Source organism: Bradyrhizobium sp. BR 1432, assembly GCF_051547705.1.
Classification (GTDB): Bacteria; Pseudomonadota; Alphaproteobacteria; order Rhizobiales; family Xanthobacteraceae; genus Bradyrhizobium; species Bradyrhizobium zhanjiangense.
This window is the reverse complement of record NZ_JBPUGF010000004.1, coordinates 158,866-175,184: the sequence shown is the minus strand read 5'-3', so window position 1 is coordinate 175,184 and position 16,319 is coordinate 158,866. Positions and strand designations below refer to the sequence as shown.

At 65.0% G+C, this 16,319-nt stretch carries 14 protein-coding genes; 1 reads left to right on the top strand and 13 read right to left on the bottom strand.

The genetic code is table 11. From position 1 onward, the window contains the following. From tcuB to tcuA, 3 genes are read right to left on the bottom strand one after another with little or no spacing between them, the layout of a single operon-like run. Window positions 1–1,101: a tricarballylate utilization 4Fe-4S protein TcuB gene (gene tcuB, locus ACSKB8_RS41840; protein WP_438111173.1), complete on the bottom strand. Its 1,101-nt coding sequence runs from the start codon at window positions 1,099–1,101 to the stop codon at window positions 1–3. Between the two features lie 4 nt (window positions 1,102–1,105). Further along, window positions 1,106–2,134: an esterase gene (locus tag ACSKB8_RS41835; protein ID WP_438111172.1), complete on the bottom strand. Its 1,029-nt coding sequence runs from the start codon at window positions 2,132–2,134 to the stop codon at window positions 1,106–1,108. A gap of 25 nt (window positions 2,135–2,159) precedes the next feature. Then, window positions 2,160–3,551 (bottom strand): FAD-dependent tricarballylate dehydrogenase TcuA, encoded by a 1,392-nt coding sequence (gene tcuA, locus ACSKB8_RS41830; protein ID WP_438111781.1) that lies wholly within the window; start codon window positions 3,549–3,551, stop codon window positions 2,160–2,162. A 152-nt stretch (window positions 3,552–3,703) separates the two neighbouring features. Between tcuA and ACSKB8_RS41825 the strand changes: the two genes are divergently transcribed. Beyond that, on the top strand, window positions 3,704–4,387 hold the full coding sequence (locus ACSKB8_RS41825; RefSeq protein WP_370988114.1) for a GntR family transcriptional regulator: 684 nt from the start codon (window positions 3,704–3,706) through the stop codon (window positions 4,385–4,387). Window positions 4,388–4,393: 6 nt separating this feature from the next. On the opposite strand, the gene ACSKB8_RS41820 is transcribed toward ACSKB8_RS41825, so the two are convergent. From ACSKB8_RS41820 to ACSKB8_RS41775, 10 genes are all read right to left on the bottom strand, one after another. Continuing rightward, a complete protein-coding gene (locus ACSKB8_RS41820; protein WP_438111170.1) occupies window positions 4,394–5,485 on the bottom strand; it encodes a HupE/UreJ family protein in 1,092 nt (363 codons plus the stop codon). Next, on the bottom strand, window positions 5,482–6,501 hold the full coding sequence (locus ACSKB8_RS41815; protein WP_438111168.1) for a DUF4340 domain-containing protein: 1,020 nt from the start codon (window positions 6,499–6,501) through the stop codon (window positions 5,482–5,484). The genes ACSKB8_RS41820 and ACSKB8_RS41815 overlap by 4 nt, the downstream gene beginning before the upstream one ends. A gap of 38 nt (window positions 6,502–6,539) precedes the next feature. Continuing rightward, window positions 6,540–8,129, bottom strand: coding sequence for a Gldg family protein (locus tag ACSKB8_RS41810; protein WP_438111166.1), 1,590 nt, complete (start codon window positions 8,127–8,129; stop codon window positions 6,540–6,542). Window positions 8,130–8,140: 11 nt separating this feature from the next. After that, window positions 8,141–8,842 (bottom strand): ABC transporter permease, encoded by a 702-nt coding sequence (locus ACSKB8_RS41805; RefSeq protein WP_438111164.1) that lies wholly within the window; start codon window positions 8,840–8,842, stop codon window positions 8,141–8,143. Continuing rightward, on the bottom strand, window positions 8,839–9,390 hold the full coding sequence (locus ACSKB8_RS41800) for an ATP-binding cassette domain-containing protein (protein ID WP_438111162.1): 552 nt from the start codon (window positions 9,388–9,390) through the stop codon (window positions 8,839–8,841). Before ACSKB8_RS41800 ends, ACSKB8_RS41805 begins: the two co-directional genes overlap by 4 nt. After that, complete coding sequence (locus tag ACSKB8_RS41795) at window positions 9,387–9,785, bottom strand: ATP-binding cassette domain-containing protein (protein WP_438111160.1); 399 nt, start codon at window positions 9,783–9,785, stop codon at window positions 9,387–9,389. The genes ACSKB8_RS41800 and ACSKB8_RS41795 overlap by 4 nt, the downstream gene beginning before the upstream one ends. Window positions 9,786–9,895: 110 nt before the next feature. Further along, entirely contained in the window at window positions 9,896–10,732 is an 837-nt protein-coding gene (locus ACSKB8_RS41790; RefSeq protein ID WP_438111158.1) for an N-acyl homoserine lactonase family protein, read from the bottom strand. A gap of 218 nt (window positions 10,733–10,950) precedes the next feature. Then, a complete protein-coding gene (gene ybaK / locus ACSKB8_RS41785; protein WP_438111156.1) occupies window positions 10,951–11,424 on the bottom strand; it encodes a Cys-tRNA(Pro) deacylase in 474 nt (157 codons plus the stop codon). 304 nt (window positions 11,425–11,728) lie between these two features. Further along, window positions 11,729–14,497 carry a formate dehydrogenase subunit alpha gene (gene fdhF, locus ACSKB8_RS41780; RefSeq protein WP_438111154.1) on the bottom strand — a complete coding sequence of 923 codons (2,769 nt, stop codon included), beginning with the start codon at window positions 14,495–14,497 and terminating at the stop codon, window positions 11,729–11,731. Then, entirely contained in the window at window positions 14,494–16,197 is a 1,704-nt protein-coding gene (locus ACSKB8_RS41775) for an NADH-ubiquinone oxidoreductase-F iron-sulfur binding region domain-containing protein (protein WP_438111152.1), read from the bottom strand. Before ACSKB8_RS41775 ends, fdhF begins: the two co-directional genes overlap by 4 nt. Window positions 16,198–16,319 lie beyond the last annotated feature (122 nt).

Here is a 16,319-nt window from a genome sequence, read left to right as displayed (position 1 = left end):
TCAGGCCGCGGTCCGCCGCTCCTGCGCGTAACGTACCAGCGCCGCGAAGCGATAGATGCCGTGCACGAACTTGCCATAGGGCATGGTGATGAACAGCGCGAACACCGCGCCGAGATGCAGCGCCAGCAACGGCCCCATCGCAGAGGTCTCGCGCAGGAGCAGAAGTGCCATGCCTGTGATGCCGGTCAGGAACAGCATGGCGATGAAGCCGACATCCATGCCGTAGCGACTCTCGTCGAGCAACGCCGGATCGCGCCGCATCCTGGCCCAGAACAGGCCGATCGGCCCGATGATCAGGCCGATGCCGCCGAGCGTGCCCAGCACGACCGGCAGGTCCCACCACGGATACGGCGCCTCGCGGCCGAGCAGATAGTGATACAGCGTGGCAACCGAGGTCGCGGCAAAGCACAGCAGGAAGCCATAGAAGGTCAAGTGGTGATAGAGCTTGCGCCGATCGGTCGGCTTGTCGTCTTCATTGTAGCAGCCCACGCCGCCGCCATGGAGATAGCGCAGCTCGCCGGCATCGCGGATCGCCTGAAAGATCGAACCGGCGTCGGCGCGGCCGCCAATCGGCGGACCGATGTCGCGCCAGAAGGCGCGCACGCTCAGCACGAGAGCGAGGATCGCATAAAGGAAGGCGGCGCTGAACAGCGCGGCCATCGCATTGTGCGGCATCAGTCTGTAGAACGCGCCGGGGCCGGTGTGCACGCCGAACAGTACGCTGCGGTCGTTCAAGGCGGCGAAGCCGAGGATGAAGGCGGCCATGCTGAGCGCGGCGATGATGCTGATGACGAGGCCGTTCCGCGCAAATGTGCCGGATAGCGCCCGCGGCCAGGCATAGGCCGCGTAGGACTCGGCGCGCGCAATTGCCAGCGTCTTCGGAACGTTGACGTTGAATTCGTGCGGCGGCGAGAACTGGCAGTCGACATAGCAGGCGCCACAGGCATGGCAGAGATTGGCGAGATAGTTGAGATCGCCGTCGGAGAAGGCGCGGCGCATCTCCATGGCCGGAAACACCGCGCACAGGCCCTCGCAGTAGCGGCAGGAATTGCAGACCGTCATCAGACGGTTGGCTTCGTCCAAAATTCTGGTTCCGTGCATGGCTTTACTTCGTCAGGCCCTTTGCTTCGAGCCATTTCTGGATCAGGCCTGCGACCTCGAGGTTGTTCTTGTCCATCATCACCATATGCGAATTGCCCTTGATGCCCGCCTGCGGGAGATCGACGACGTCGACGCTGCCGCCGGCCGCCTTGATGGCGTCTGCAAAGGCGATGCCGTTGGCGCGGATCTTGGGCCAGCGCGAATCGCGCTCGATATAGTCGCCATAGATGATGAGGGTCGGAATGTTCTTCAGCACATCCGCCTTGGCGGGATCGCCGATGCCGGCCGGCTCGATCGCAATCAGCGCCTTGACCTTGTCAGGCCGGGCTTGCGCGACCTTGAAGCCGAAGCTGCCGGCCTGGCTGTGGAATAGGATCACCGAGGGACCGACGCGATCGATCTCGGCGATATAGGCGGCGATGGCCGCATCGTCAGTCGTGGTCCAGCGCGGGACGTTCTGCTTGACGAAATTGTCGTAGCCCTCGACCGGAAACTGGCTGCCCGGCAACAGCTTTCGCTTGGCGGGATCGGGGTCGTAGGAGTTTGGCCCATCGCCGATGCGGAAACGCTCGAACGGATTGGCCGTGGTGAGGAAGACCGGCTCGCCCTTGAAGATGTCGGGGTATTGCGCCCAGCCTGCGCGCCCGCGCTCCACCGCGTCGGAATTATAGACCGCCCACCCCTTGCGCAGAAAATAATTCAGCCAGCCTTCGCGTCCGTCAGGCGTGGTCTCGTAGGTGACGCCGGTCAGCCCGCCGCCGTGCCACATCAGCAGCGGATAGGCCCCCTTCTCGTTTGCCGGCAGGAAGTATTGCACATACATCTGCTCGACCTGATAGGTGCCGTTGGGATCGACCTTGGCCGGCACGCCGCCGGGCGTGAACACGACCTCCTTCACCGGCTTGCCGGAGATCTCGGCGAGACGCCCACCGACATGGAACGAACCCATGTCGCGCAGGGTGATCGGCTCCGCGGCGCGGGCATGGCCGGCGATCAGCAGAGCCGTGATCGAAGCGATGGCAATGCGTGACATGGTGTCTCCCTGGCCTTTTGTCATTCTAGTTCTTCGCATGGCGTGCCGCTTCGCGCCCCGCGATCCGCCCGAACACGCTGCCGATGGTCATGCCCATGCCGGCGGCATAGCCCTTGCCGAGCACGTTGCCGGCCATGATCTCGCCGGCCGCGAACATGTTGGCCGACAGCTTGCCGTCAGCCATCAGCATGCGCGCCTCCTTGTTCACGCGCGTGCCGAGATAGGTGAAGGTGATGCCGGGCCGGACCGGATAGGCGAGATAAGGCAGCGTCTCGATTTTGCGCGCCCAGTGCGTCTTCGGCGGCGTGATGCCCTCGGTGCGGCAATCGTCCAGGATGGTGTGATCGAAGGTGCCGGGCTGCACCGCGGCATTGAACTCGGTGATGGTGTTCTCCAGCGCCGCCGGATCGAGCTCCAGCTTGCCGGCGAGCTCCGCCACGGTCTGCCCGGCGATCGGCGGAAACAGCGTCGGCATGAAGCTCGTGACCACGGTCGAGTCGAAGATGATATAGGCGATCTGGTCGGGCTGCGCCGCGACCAGCCGGCCCCAGATCGCGTAGCGCTTCGGCCAGATGTCCTCGCCTTCGTCATAGAAGCGCTGCGCATGCTTGTTGACGACGATGCCGAACACGACGGAGTCGTGGCGAGTGATGATGCCGCCGTCGAATTTCGGCGCGCGGGCGTCGATCGCAACCGCATGGCACTGGGTGGGATCGCCGACCTCCTGCACGCCTTTGTCGAGCAGCATCTTCAGGATCGAGCCGCGGTTGTAGGGCGTGCCCCGGATCAGGAAATTGTCGGCGGCCTCGCCCCAATATTGCTTCAGCCATTCGATGTTGGCCTCGAACCCGCCGGCCGCCGCGACCAGCGAGGTGGCGCGGATCTCGGTCTTGCCGTTGATCGGCCGCTTGAGGCGCGCGGCGAGGAACATGCCGTCCTCGATCACGAGGTCGATGACTTCGGCATCGTACTCGACCTCCACGCCCAGCTGCTCGGCGGTGAGATAGAGCGCATTCAGCATCGCGCGGCCGCCGCCGAGAAAGAACGAGTTGGTGCGGCCGAGGCTCAGCGTGCCGCCGAGCGACGGCTGCCAGCGCACGCCCTGCTCCACGATCCAGTTCAAAATGTCCTTGGACTCCCGGATCATGTGACGGGCGAGCACCTCGTCGGTCTGCCCGCCGGTGACACGCAGCAGGTCCTCCCAGAACTCCTCCTCGGTGTAGGGGCCGGTCAGGATTTCCGTGGCGGCGTCATGGGCGCAGCGCATGTTGCGGGTGTGGCGGGTATTGCCGCCGCGATAGAACTTTGGCGCACCCTCGAGCACCAGCACCGACGCCCCACCGCGCCGCGCGGCGATCGCCGCGCACAGAGCGGCATTGCCGCCGCCGATCACCAGCACATCGTACTTGCTGCCCATACCGTCTGCCTGCTGGCACGCGAGATTAGAGACATTCTGTCCGTCAGCGGCCATGCCCAGCCAGAGCCGCCGTTGCGTACTTTTGTATACAAAGATATACATAGACGACGCAAGCGGCGTCTTCGCATGGGCCGGATGCGCATTGAGGAACAATGGCCAGACGTCCGGCAAAGACAGGCGGAACGATTGCGCGCGGCGGCGGTGTCGCGCTCGGCGAAGCCGTGTTCCGCTCGCTCTGCGAGGCGCTTCAGGCCGGCAGCTACCGCGCCGGCGACCGCCTGCGCGAGGAAGAGGTCGCGCAGCGGCTGAAGGTCAGCCGCACCCCGGTTCGCGAAGCCTTGGGCCGGCTCGCGGCGCGCGGCTTCGTCGAGCCGGCCGGCGGCCGCGGGCTGATCGTGCGCAACCTCGACATATCAGAGGTGCTCGAGCTCTACGCCATGCGTGAGATCATGGAAGGCGCCGCTGCGCGCCTTGCCGCCGCACACGCCTCCGCCACGGAGATCGACGCGCTCCGCGATATCGAGCAAGCCTTTGTCGAGATATCGGAGACCGACGCGGCCGAGATGGCGAGGCTCAATCGCGCCTTCCACGAAGCCATCTGCCGCGCCGCGCGCAACCGCTATCTCGACAACGCTTCGCGGGAATTGCAGGACTGGATCGCCCTGCTCGGCCCGACCACCTTTACGGTGACCGGCCGTCCTTCAACCAGCCACGGCGAACATCGGGCCATCATCGAGGCCATCGCCGCGCGCGACGGCGACAGGGCCGAGCAGCTTGCGCGTGCACACATCCGTGAAGCGCTACGCTGCCGGCTCAAGCTGCTGCAGAAGCAGTAGCGCGGATCACGCCTCGAAGACACGCGTCAGCAGCCAGTAGCCGCCGAGCAGGCTGATTGCCGCGGAGACAGCATAGACCAGCCTCGCAGCCCGCACTGGCTTCGTCCGGTCGGCTGCAAACAGCCGATCGAGCAGGCCAAGCAGCGGCAGCACGATCGAAACGATCGCGACCTGCCCGATCTCGACGCCAATGTTGAAGGCGGCGAGCGCCGGCACCACCGCGTTCGGCGGCAGCCCGATCTCCTGAAGCGCACCGGCGAAACCAAAGCCGTGGATCAGCCCGAACAGAAAGGTCACGCGCCAGCGCTTGTCGATGTCGCGCGAAAAGAAATTCTCCACGGCAACGAACAGGATCGAGGCGGCGATCGCCGGCTCCACGATCCGGTTCGGAATGACGAGGACGTCCAGCGCGGCCAGGGACAGCGTGAGCGAATGGGCAATGGTGAAGGCGGTGACGATTTTGATGACGGGAATGAGCCGGCGCGCCCACAGCACGACGGCGATCAGGAAGGCGACGTGATCGTAACCGAGAAAAATGTGCTCGATCCCGGTGAGGAGATAGCGCTGCATCGTCGACCACAGCGGCGGCGCGGGAGCGGACAGCGTGACCGTGGAATTGCCAGAATTGAGCAGCGCCTGCGCCTCCGTCCCATTCTGCGCGACCAGCACCACCTGACGCGCGGTGGGATCCCTCTCGGTCAGCACGGTGGAGCGATAGACGATGTCACCGGCCACGGCGGCACAGTCGAAACTGTTGCGATAGATGATGCCGTCGCCGTCCGCCAGGATCGCGGCAGTCCCGGCCAAGCACGCCGTGCCGCCGGCGCCGGTTACCGCGAGATGTGATCGCACATAGGTCAGGATCGATGCCGCGGCCACGTCGACCGCGGCCGGATCGACCGCATCTTGCTTCGCGTCATAGACCTTTGTACCGACAAGCCGGTCGACGTCGCTACCTTTGAGTGCCACCTCGATGGTCACGGCGCGAGCGGCGGTCAGTGCCACACGTGCGGTCGACAGATTGACCTGGTGTGCCCACGCCGGCATGCCGATGCCGAGCAGAATCATGCCGAGCAGCGCCAGGCGCGGCCGCATCATGATCCGGCTCCGACCGCGCGCAGCAGCTCCGTCAACCGGCGCATCTCGAACTCGGCCACCGTGACCACGGCGCCCTCGGGCGCGAGCCGCGCGTAACGATCGAGACTGTCGGCGGAGGCGCCGAATTCGAGCCTTGCGAGCGGCGCGGGCGCGTCGCGCGCGAAGACCAGAACGATCAGGCTCGGCAGATCGAGACCGTACCGCCCCAATTGCGACGGATCGGCAGCGCCAATCCGCGTCTCGACCGCAGCGGCATCGAACGCACGCAGCGCTGCATCGATGATGCGGGCCTGCTCGGGATCGGCGACATGGACGACATTACCGGCGGCATGATTGTGCTGACCGAGATGGCGGAACCAATTGCCACCGGCATCGCGCTCGAAACGGGTGAGCTTGCCGGCGAAGACGATCTCGAGCGCCCAGACCTGCGCCATCGATACCGGCAGCAACAGGCTCTTGCCGCGGCTCGCCGCATCGGCGCCGGCCGGACCGCGCAGGCGGCGTATCATGTCGAAGGTGACGCGCCACTCCTCGCCGACATGGCGCGGCATCAGGTATACGGCGGGGCGGCCGCTGACCCGGACATAGTGCGACGTATTCGCCGGATTCAGCGCGCCCACATTCACCGACGTCGCCGTACCGTCGACCGCCTCGATGACCGCGACGGTTGCGGGTGGGTCCAGACCGAAGCCCGCGAAGCTTGCCGGGCTGAGCTCGCCGGCGGGGATTTCGCGCGCCGGCTCGCTTACCGCGGCGAGCCGCAGCGCCGTCTCGAGATGCGTCCTGAGCTCAGCCGGCATGGTGCCATCCAGCCCCTCGATCGCCCATGCGCCTTCCCTGCGAAGCAGGACGACGCTGTCACCATCCGAACGGATCTCCACTCTCCGAACGTCGGCCGGCGTGAGAGCCAGGAGGCCCTTGGGTGCGAACGCGACCTTGCTGCGCAGCGCCGGCCACTCCCCGCTGAGAACCAGCAGCCCGAGGAGCGCCACCAGCACCACAGCCAGGAGCGGCATCAGCCATCGGGGCGTCCCGCCTCTGGCCGCCCCGGCCCTCACCGCCGCCTCCACCACATCGCAACACCGAACAAGGCCGTGCTCAGCGGCAACAGCACTTCCAGCACAATGAAAGTGTCGCGCATCTGGCTGCTGGTCAACACGATCTCCGGCAGCTTGAAGGTCTGCGGTGCGACACTTGGCGAGTGATCATCCTCGGCGAGCCAGCGTAGCGTGGCGAGCGACAGCTCGCCGTTGGAGACATAGGGGAAATATTCGTTGCTCGCGAACTTGCTTGTCCCGGCCACGACCATGCGGAAGCGCTTGTCTGGCGCGCCGCCCGGCCAGGTCCCCTCGAGAGCAACCGCGAGCGGCTGGGCACTGCGGGTCCCTGTTGCCGCCCCATCGCTCGCAGCGGCAACAGTCCTGGGCGAACGCAGGTAGCTGTCCTGGCTGCTGGCCGCGAGCACGATCGTGCTTACGCCGCTTGGCGGCTGCGCCACCGCGAGCGGCCGGACTTGCGGAAACACGGTCAACGCCAGGCGCCGGGTGATCGGATGCGGCGGATAATCGGGGACCGCGACCTTGTCGGCGTCGGTGCGGAAATGATTGAGGGGATCGATCACGATCGCCGCCTCGGTCGACAAGCCGACAGGCCTCAGCAGCAGGCGCTCGAAATCGCCGTTGACCTCCGACAGCGGATCAATCAGCAGCAGAAGCCGGCCCCCTCCTCTGACATAGCCGCCAAGCAGCGCCGCCTCGTCAGCGGAAAAGGCGGTGCGTGGGCCGACATCGGCGACGACCGAGCAGTCCGACGGGATGCTGGAGGCAGTCGCCGTGACGAGATCGCGCATCTCGAAACCGATCTGGTTCAACGCGAGCTGGAGACGGTCGAGCGCTTCCGGCGCCGCCTCCAGCACGTCGCCGGCGCCGGGCGTCTCGTGCCCCTTCAGCGTCTCGACATGGCTGAAATGGAAATGCGAGGGCAACGGCCGAAATGTCTCGCCGTGACCCGTGACGAAGCACACAGTCTCCACCCGCTTGCGCAGCACCCGCAGCGCCGCATAGCCGATGCGGGCGGGATCAATGACGTTCTCGACCAGGACCTTGCGATCCTCGGCCTGGAGCACCGCCGTGTTGTAGGCACGAACGCCGAGATCGCGGGCAAGGCCTGGCTCCTTGTCGAGATCGATGGCGCGGAACGCGAACAGCGGATGATTGCGCGCGGCGGTCTGAACCAATTCCTTGACATTGACTGCATTTGCATCGCCCGCATTGTAGAAATAGGTCAGGGACAGCGGGACGCGCAATTGCGCGATCACGTCGGTGAGCTGCTGCGGCGGCGTGTTGCGCCCTTCGCGGCTGACGTCGAAGTGCAAATCATGGCGATAGAGCGCAATGTTGGCGCCGATCACGACGGCGATGGCGGCAAGCACGATCGACGTGTTCGCGAGCCAGGCCGAACCGCCGCCGCGCAACGGCAGCCTGATCGCGACGATGAAGAGTGCGAGCAAGGTGAGGACGCAGGCCATGAACAGCAAGGTGTTCGAGGCCGTCTCGCCGAGTCCGGCAAAGCCGAGTGCGCCGCAGATGATCGCTCCGGCCGCCAGGACGAGCAGCGCGACGTTCGATCTGGCGGGGCCGGTCATTCGGTTGCCTCTCACCGCCGCGCCAGCGCGCGGACCGTCAACAGCAGCGTCAGCAGCGTGACGCTGAGGAAGAAGCCCACGTCGGACAGGTAAATCGAGCCGACGGCAAAGGGACGGAAATGAACCGAGAGCGACAGGTTCACCACCAGCGTGTTCAACGGGCTCGGCAGCAGCCAGCCGAAATTGTCGATGATCCAGAGCAGAAGGAACACGCTGAGCGAGATCAGCGCCGCGATCACCTGGTTGGCCGTCAACGCCGAGGCCAACAGCCCCGCGCCGATCAGCGCCGAGCCGAATAGCAAGAGGCCGAAATAGCCGCTGTAGATCGGGCCGAAATCCGGATCGCCGAACCAGGCGAGCGCGGCCGCATAGGCCCCCGACAGCACAAGCATGACCACAATCAGGCTCATCGCGGCGAGAAATTTCGCAAGCACGATGGCGACCTCGGAGACAGGCGCGGTCAGCAGCACCTCCAGCGTCTTGAGCTTCCGCTCCTCCGCGAACAGGCGCATGGTGATCAGCGGCGCGGTCAGCATGAACAGCACGAACATCTGGAAAAAGACGTGCACCATGCTCGGCTGATGGCTGAGGAACAGCGTCAGCGTGAAGCTATAGCCCATGATCAGCAGGAACACGGTCATCAGCACGTAGGCGATCGGCGAAGAGAACAGCGCCGTCGCTTCCTTGCCCAGCAGCACGGCGAAGCTTCTCATGCGGCCGCCTCCGGCTGGCGGGTGAGGTCGAGAAACACCCGCTCGAGGTCGGGCCGCAGCTCGGTCAGCTCACGCACCGCAATTTGCGCACCGATCAGCGCGGACAGGAGGTCGGAGGCAAGTGCGGGACGCCGATCCGCCGCAACGAGAAAGCGCCCACCTCCATCGGCATCGGCGACGATGTCGCGCACGCCGGCGACCGCACCAGCCGCAGCGCGAATGGATTCGAGCGACGCATCCGCCGACAAGCGAAGCCGGAGATCGGGCGCGGCATCCTTCAATGCATCGGATGTCAGCAGCACGCCATCGAGCAGGATCATCACCCGCGAAGCAATCTTCTCGATCTCGGGCAGGATGTGCGAGGCCATGAGCACGGTGTGCCGTCCGGCCAGCGACTGGGTCAGGTCGCGTACGGCGATCACCTGATGCGGATCGAGCCCGCTGGTCGGCTCGTCCAGCACCAGAACGTCTGGATCGCCCAAGAGTGCTTGCGCGATCGAGACACGCTGGCGGAAGCCGCGCGATAATTTGCCGGCCGTCAGCTTCATGACGCGCGCAAGGTCGAGCCGCTCGGCCGCCTCGTCGACCGCGGCCCTCGCCTTCGCCCCGTGCAGGCCTTCGAGTCCGCCATAAAATGCAGGAATTCGCCGACCCGCATATGATCGTAGAGCGGCGCATCTTCCGGCACATAGCTGATGGCGCGGCGCACGCCGATGGAATCCTCAACCACGTCGTGGCCGGCGACCGCAATGCGCCCGCTCGTCGGCACCAGATAGCCCGTAAGCATGCGGAAGATCGTGCTCTTGCCGGATCCGTTCGGCCCGAGCAGTCCGACGATCTCGCCCGGCGCGATGGAAAACGAGACGTCGGCGACAGCGCGCCGCGGCCCGTACCATTTTGTCACGCGCTCGGCGACAACGACCGGAGAGACAGCCGGAAGCATGGAGACTTCAGATACCCCTCTGGCAGGTACTCCCTCGGAGCACCGAACGGAATCCGGGCCCAGGGACCCGGGATAACGACTTGCGCGAGATGACCCGATGTCGCGACCGATCACTCGTAGAATTCGGGCGAGTGCTTGTGCGCCTTGAACACGTCGGGATCGTGGGCGTAGATGATGTCGGCGCCCTCGGTGTCGCGGACCCGCTTCACCCAGGCATAGGCATCGAGCATGCCGACCGGATCATAGACGCTGCCGATGCTCGGCAGGATGTTCTTATCCAGATTCTCCTGGAGATAGATGGCGTCGCTGGTCAGCACCACTGTTCCGGTCTTCGGCAACCGCACCACCAGGATCTGGCTTCCGGGCGTGTGCGACACGGTGCGATGGATGAAGACGCTGTTGTCCCCGAACAGATCGAGATCGCCGTCGAGCTCGATGGTCTTGTACTTGGCCGGCATGCCGCCGCCGACGCTGTTGCGCAGCATGGCGAAGTCGTCCGAGATGAAGAAGGTCGCGTAGCCAGGCGCCGGCCAGAACGCGTTCCTGATCTCGTCACGCTGGAACACGAAGGTCGAGTCCAGGAATTTTTGGATGTTGCCGGCGTGATCGACGTGGAAATGGCCGAGCACGACATATTTGATATCGGACGGCTTGACGTTGATCTTGGCAAGCTGGGCGTCGATGGCGATGTCGGGCGAACGGCCGGGGTCAAGCGCCTTCACGAACGGGCCCCAATAGTCGGGATCCTTGATGATGCGGTCGTTGTTGCCGCAGTCGAACAGCACGTCGCCCTTCGGATGCCGGATCAGAAAGAAGCCGACCGGGATCTGGACCTTGCCACTACTGCCATTCTGAATGATCGACTTGTCGAGATTGAGCGCCCCCGACGAGAAGACGTAGAGCTTCATCTCCTTCGGCGGCTCCGCGGCCGTCACGGCACCGGACATAAAAAAAGTCCTGCGGCCAGCGAGCCAAGGACCTTCGACGCAATCACCCGCATGTCGTCCTCCCTGTTTTCGACGCACTTTTTTTCCGCGGATGTCGTACCCTACCATAGTCTAATGATGCTGTGCAGGCTCAATGCACGCGAGCCCGCAACAAATTCAACTTGCACGACGCCGCGTTTGTGCACCGCAACTGATGGCGCGTGCGACCGCCTGCGTGGTCAGGCGATCACGTCGGCCACGACTGCCTTGAGGACCTCGCGCGCATCGTCCGGCTTGAGCCGCACCTGTAAGCCGCGCTGGCCCCCGTTGAGATACACCTGTTCCTGCGTCATGGCCCGCCGGTCGATCACAGTGCGCACCGGCTTGCGCTGCCCGAACGGGCTGATGCCGCCGACCTTGTAGCCGGTGACGCGCTCGGCCTCGAGCGGCTTCATCATCTGCGCCGACTTGCCGCTCACGATTGCGGCGAGCTTCTTCATGGAGACTTCCTGGTCGGACGGGACGACCACGCAGACCGGCTTGCCGTCCACTAAGGCCATCAGCGTCTTCAACACCCGCGCCGGGTCTTCACCTAGCGCGGCGGCGGCCTGGAGCCCGATGCTTTCTGCGTCGGGATCGTAGTCGTATGTGTGGACGGTGAAGGCAACTCCGGCGGCTTCAAGCGCGCGCGTGGCGGGGGTGACTTTGGACATGAGTCACGTTTACCACCGTCATTGCGAGGAGCGAAGCGACGAAGCAATCCAGAATCTTGCCTTTGAGGCAGTCTGGATTACTTCGCTGCGCTCGCAATGACGATGCGGATGCAGACATGCGCCACACGCTCGATTGTCGTCCCGGCGAAGGCCGGGACCCATAACCACCGGGAGTGGTTTGACGGAGGCTAGTCGTTCGGGACTGCGACCGTCCGCAATCGATGGATCACGCGGTATGGGTCCTGGCTTTCGCCAGGACGACACTGAGGGTTTGGCGGCAGCGCGTCGCCGAACGAGGCCGTCCCTACTCCGCCGCGTCGCGCATCTCCACGCGCTCCGCCCTGGCCGCGCAGAACTTGAACTCCGGGATCTTGCCGAAGGGATCGAGCGCCGGGTTGGTCAACAGGTTCGCCGCCGCCTCTGCGTAGCAGAACGGCATGAACACCATGTTCTCGGGCACGTCGCGGTCGGAGCGCACCTTGACCTCGACGGCGCCGCGGCGGGTCTCCAGGCGAATGAAGTCGCCCGGCGCGAGCCTCTTCTTGCGCATGTCCTTCGGCGACATGAACGCGACCGCCTCGGGCTCGATCTGGTCCAGCACTTGCGCGCGGCGCGTCATCGAGCCGGTGTGCCAATGCTCGAGCACGCGGCCGGTCGACAGCACCATGGGATATTCGGCATCCGGCAATTCGTCCGGCGGGACGACCTTGGCCGGCACGATCTTGCCGCGGCCGCTCGCGGTCGGGAAGCCCGTGGTGAAGATGATCTCGTTGCCGGGCTTATCGGGAGCGTCGGCCGGATAGGTGACCGCGCCTTCGCGCACCAGCCGTTCCCAGCTGATGTTTTTCAGCGACGGCATCAGCTCCGCCATCTCGGTGTAGACGTCGCCGGGGCCGGAATAATTCCACGGCAGCCCCATCCGCTTGCCGATCTCCTGGATGATCCAGAGATCCTGCCGCGCGTCGCCGGGCGGCTTGATCACCTGGCGCGCGAGCTGCACGCGGCGATCGGTGTTGGTGAAGGAGCCCTCCTTCTCGGCGAAGGCCGAGGCCGGCAGGATCACGTCGGCGTGGAACGCGGTCTCGGTGACGAAGAGATCCTGCACCACGAGATGATCGAGCATGGCCAGCGCGTGGCGCGCGTGCTGGAGATCAGGATCGGACATCGCGGGGTTCTCGCCCTCGATGTACATGCCCTTGATCTCGCCGGCATGGATCGCGTTCATGATCTCGACCACGGTCAATCCTCGGACCGGATCGAGATCCTGCTGCCACAGCTTCTCGAAAGCGCCGCGCATGTCGTCGCGGCCGACCGGCTGATAGTCCGGCAGGAACATCGGGATCAGGCCGGCATCGGAGGCGCCCTGCACGTTGTTCTGGCCGCGTAGCGGATGCAGGCCCGTGCCGGGACGGCCGACTTGGCCGGTGATCAGCGCCAGCGCAATCAGGCAGCGCGCATTGTCGGTGCCGTGGACGTGCTGGCTGATGCCCATGCCCCAGAAGATGATCGAGGATTTTGCGCGCGCATAGGTCCGCGCGACCTCGCGCAGGGTCTGCGCCGGGATGCCGCAGATCGGCTCCATCTTCTCCGGCGTGAACTCCTTGATCTTCTCCTTGAGCTCCTCGAAGCCTTCGGTGTAGCCGGCAATGTACTGGTCGTCGGTCAGGCCCTCGGTGATGATCGTGTTGATCATCGCATTCAGCATGGCGACGTCGGAGCCCGGTTTGAACTGCAGATGCTTGGTCGCGTGGCGCGACAGCGACTGCCGGCGCGGATCCATCACGAACAGTTTTGCGCCGTTCTGCTTGACCGCGTTCTTGATGAAGGTCGCGGCGACCGGATGGTTCACGGTCGGGTTGGCGCCGATCACCCAGATGACCTCGGCATCCATCGCTGCAGCAAACGGCGCCGACACCGCGCCCGAGCTCAGGCCTTCGAAAAGTGCGGCGACTGACGAAGCGTGGCAGAGCCGTGTGCAGTGATCGACGTTATTGGAGCCGAAGCCGGTGCGCACCAGCTTCTGGAACAGATAGGCCTCTTCGTTCGAGCCCTTGGCCGAGCCGAAGCCGGCCAGCGCCTTCACGCCCTTCTCGTCGCGGATCTTGACCAAGCCCTTGGCCGCGATGTCGAGCGCTTCTTCCCAGCTCGCTTCGCGGAAGTGAGTGAAGGGATTGGCCGGATCGACCTGGTCGTTGGCATCCTTCTTCGCGTTCGGCAGCCGCACCAGCGGCTTGGTCAGCCGATGCGGATGGTGAATGTAGTCGAAGCCGAAGCGGCCCTTGACGCAGAGACGGTTGTGATTGGCGGGGCCGTCGCGGCCCTCCGCATAGATCACCTTCTCATCCTTGACCTCGTAGGTCACCTGGCAGCCGACGCCGCAGAACGGGCACAGCGAATCCACTTTCTTGTCCGCATAGGTGACGCGGGTCTGCTTCTCGTCGAGCATCACGGCCGGCATCAACGCGCCGGTCGGGCAGGCCTGCACGCATTCGCCGCAGGCGACGCAGGTCGACTCGCCCATGGGATCGTCGAAGTCGAACACGATCTTGGCGCCGGCATTGCGGTAGGCCATGCCGATGACGTCGTTGACCTGGACCTCGCGGCAGGCGCGCACGCACAGGCCACACTGGATGCAGGCATCGAGATTGACGCGCATCGCCGGATGGCTGGCGTCGGTCGCCCAGCGCTCGGCGGCAGGAAAGCGGCTCTCGGTGACACCCGTGGTCTCGGCCCAGTGCCAGAACTTCGAATCCGGATCGTGCGAGGTCTCGCGCGCCGGCTGATCGGCGACGAGCAACTCCATCACCATTTTTTGCGCGGCGACGGCGCGCGCGCTCTCGGTCTTCACCTTCATGCCGACCGATGGCGTGCGCTTGCAGGACGCCGCCAGCACGCGCTCGCCTTCGATCTCGACCATGCAGGCGCGGCAGTTGCCGTCAGGGCGATAATCGGGTGCGGGCGAATAGCAGAGGTGCGGGATCTCGCGGCCCTGGCGCTGGGCCACCTGCCAGATCGTCTCGCCGGGTTTGGCCTCGACCTGCTTGCCGTCAAGCTCGAACGTAATCTTGGTCATTCGGCCGCGTCCTTGAACTCGTCAGGGAAATATTTGATCACGGTGGTCAGCGGATTCGATGCCGCCTGTCCGAGCCCGCAGATCGAGGCATCGCGCATCGCCTGGCTCAATTCTTCCAGCAAGGCCCGGTTCCAGACCGGCTTCTGCATCAGCAGCGCTGCTTTCTGGGTTCCGACGCGGCACGGTGTGCACTGACCGCAGCTCTCGTCCTCGAAGAACTTCATCAGGTTCAACGCCGCTGCGCGCACGCTGTCCTTCTGCGACAGGATCACGATCGCGGCGGAGCCGATGAAACAGCCGTATTTCTCCAGCGTGCCGAAATCGAGCGGGATGCCGTCCATCGACGCCGGCAGGATGCCGCCCGACGCGCCGCCCGGCAGGTAGGCATAGAACTGATGGCCGTCGGCCATGCCGCCGCAATATTCGTCGATCAGCTCGCGCACGGTGATGCCCGCGGGCGCCAGCTTCATGCCGGGATTCTTGACGCGGCCCGAGACCGAGAAGCTGCGCAGGCCATGACGCTCATGGCGGCCATTCCCCTTCCACCAGTCGGCGCCCTTCTCGACGATGTCGCGCACCCACCACAGCGTCTCGATGTTGTTGATCAGCGTCGGCAGGCCAAACAGGCCGACCTGGAACGGGTAAGGCGGCTTGTGCCTGGGCAGGCCGCGCTTGCCCTCGATGCTCTCCAGCAGCGAGGATTCCTCGCCGCAGATATAGGCACCGGCGCCGCGGCGCATATGCAGCGTCGGACCGCCCGGCGGGAGCTTGGCGATCTCGCGTTCCAGGATCTCGCGTGAGGCCGGATATTCGTCGCGCAGATAGATGTAGACGTCGGAGGCCTGCACCACATGCGCGCCGATCAGCATGCCCTCGATGAAGCGATGCGGATCGGTTTCGAGATAGTAACGGTCCTTGAACGTGCCGGGCTCGCCCTCGTCGCCGTTGATCGCCATCAGCCGCGGCCCGGGCTCGCCGAGCACCGCGCGCCATTTGCGTCCCGTCGGGAAGCCTGCGCCGCCGAGACCGCGGAGCGAAGCGTCATCGAGCGCCTTCAGCAGCTCGTCCGTCGGTAATTCGCCGGAGCGCAGGCGATTGAGCAGCTTGTAGCCGCCGCCGCCGACATAGGCCTCGTAATCGATATATTTCGGCAGATGCGCGTGGGTGTCGCCGGCCTTCGCGGCCGCCATCACATTGGCGACGGTCGCGTGGTCGACGAAGTTGTGGCCGACCTCAGCAGCAGGTGCCGTATCGCAACGGCCGACGCAAGGCGCGCGCACGACGCGGATGCCAGGGCCCGAGGCGCTCTGCAAATCCTCGAGCAGCTTCTCGCCGCCGAGCATCGCGCAGGTCAGCGAATCGCAGACGCGGATCGTCAGCGGCGCGATGTCAGGCTCACCTTCCTTCACCACGTCGAAATGCGCGTAGAAGGTCGCGGTCTCGAACACCTCAGCAAAGGCGAGCTTCATCTCGTCGGCGAGCGCGGCGAGATGCGCGGCCGAGATCTGGTGGTATTTGTCCTGGATCAGGTGCAGATATTCGATCAGCAGATCGCGCCGCCGCGGCCTGTCGCCGAGCAGTTGCTCGATCTCGTGCGCGGCCGTAGGGTCGACCTGGCGCCCCTTGGGCGTCGCCTTGGCTCGCTTCCGTCCCTCGCCCGGATGTTCGAACGAGCGGACCTGTTGCACGTCGTGGCTCATCGCTGCGTCTCGTAGCCCTTCTTTAGAACAAGTCCAACTCTAATCATTGGCATACCAGATGCCAAGAGAATTCGTGCGTTGCAATAAGTATTTAGGGGGCATGCGGCCAAAAAGCCGCATGC

What these genes read in the sequence shown, in the direction of transcription:
- tcuB (WP_438111173.1), bottom strand. Translation starts at nt 1,101, where the DNA reads ATGCACGGAACCAGAATTTTGGACGAAGCCAACCGTCTGATGACGGTC.
- ACSKB8_RS41835 (WP_438111172.1), bottom strand. Translation starts at nt 2,134, where the DNA reads ATGTCACGCATTGCCATCGCTTCGATCACGGCTCTGCTGATCGCCGGC.
- tcuA (WP_438111781.1), bottom strand. Translation starts at nt 3,551, where the DNA reads ATGGGCAGCAAGTACGATGTGCTGGTGATCGGCGGCGGCAATGCCGCT.
- ACSKB8_RS41825 (WP_370988114.1), top strand. Translation starts at nt 3,704, where the DNA reads ATGGCCAGACGTCCGGCAAAGACAGGCGGAACGATTGCGCGCGGCGGC.
- ACSKB8_RS41820 (WP_438111170.1), bottom strand. Translation starts at nt 5,485, where the DNA reads ATGATGCGGCCGCGCCTGGCGCTGCTCGGCATGATTCTGCTCGGCATC.
- ACSKB8_RS41815 (WP_438111168.1), bottom strand. Translation starts at nt 6,501, where the DNA reads ATGCCGCTCCTGGCTGTGGTGCTGGTGGCGCTCCTCGGGCTGCTGGTT.
- ACSKB8_RS41810 (WP_438111166.1), bottom strand. Translation starts at nt 8,129, where the DNA reads ATGACCGGCCCCGCCAGATCGAACGTCGCGCTGCTCGTCCTGGCGGCC.
- ACSKB8_RS41805 (WP_438111164.1), bottom strand. Translation starts at nt 8,842, where the DNA reads ATGAGAAGCTTCGCCGTGCTGCTGGGCAAGGAAGCGACGGCGCTGTTC.
- ACSKB8_RS41800 (WP_438111162.1), bottom strand. Translation starts at nt 9,390, where the DNA reads ATGAAGCTGACGGCCGGCAAATTATCGCGCGGCTTCCGCCAGCGTGTC.
- ACSKB8_RS41795 (WP_438111160.1), bottom strand. Translation starts at nt 9,785, where the DNA reads ATGCTTCCGGCTGTCTCTCCGGTCGTTGTCGCCGAGCGCGTGACAAAA.
- ACSKB8_RS41790 (WP_438111158.1), bottom strand. Translation starts at nt 10,732, where the DNA reads ATGTCCGGTGCCGTGACGGCCGCGGAGCCGCCGAAGGAGATGAAGCTC.
- ybaK (WP_438111156.1), bottom strand. Translation starts at nt 11,424, where the DNA reads ATGTCCAAAGTCACCCCCGCCACGCGCGCGCTTGAAGCCGCCGGAGTT.
- fdhF (WP_438111154.1), bottom strand. Translation starts at nt 14,497, where the DNA reads ATGACCAAGATTACGTTCGAGCTTGACGGCAAGCAGGTCGAGGCCAAA.
- ACSKB8_RS41775 (WP_438111152.1), bottom strand. Translation starts at nt 16,197, where the DNA reads ATGAGCCACGACGTGCAACAGGTCCGCTCGTTCGAACATCCGGGCGAG.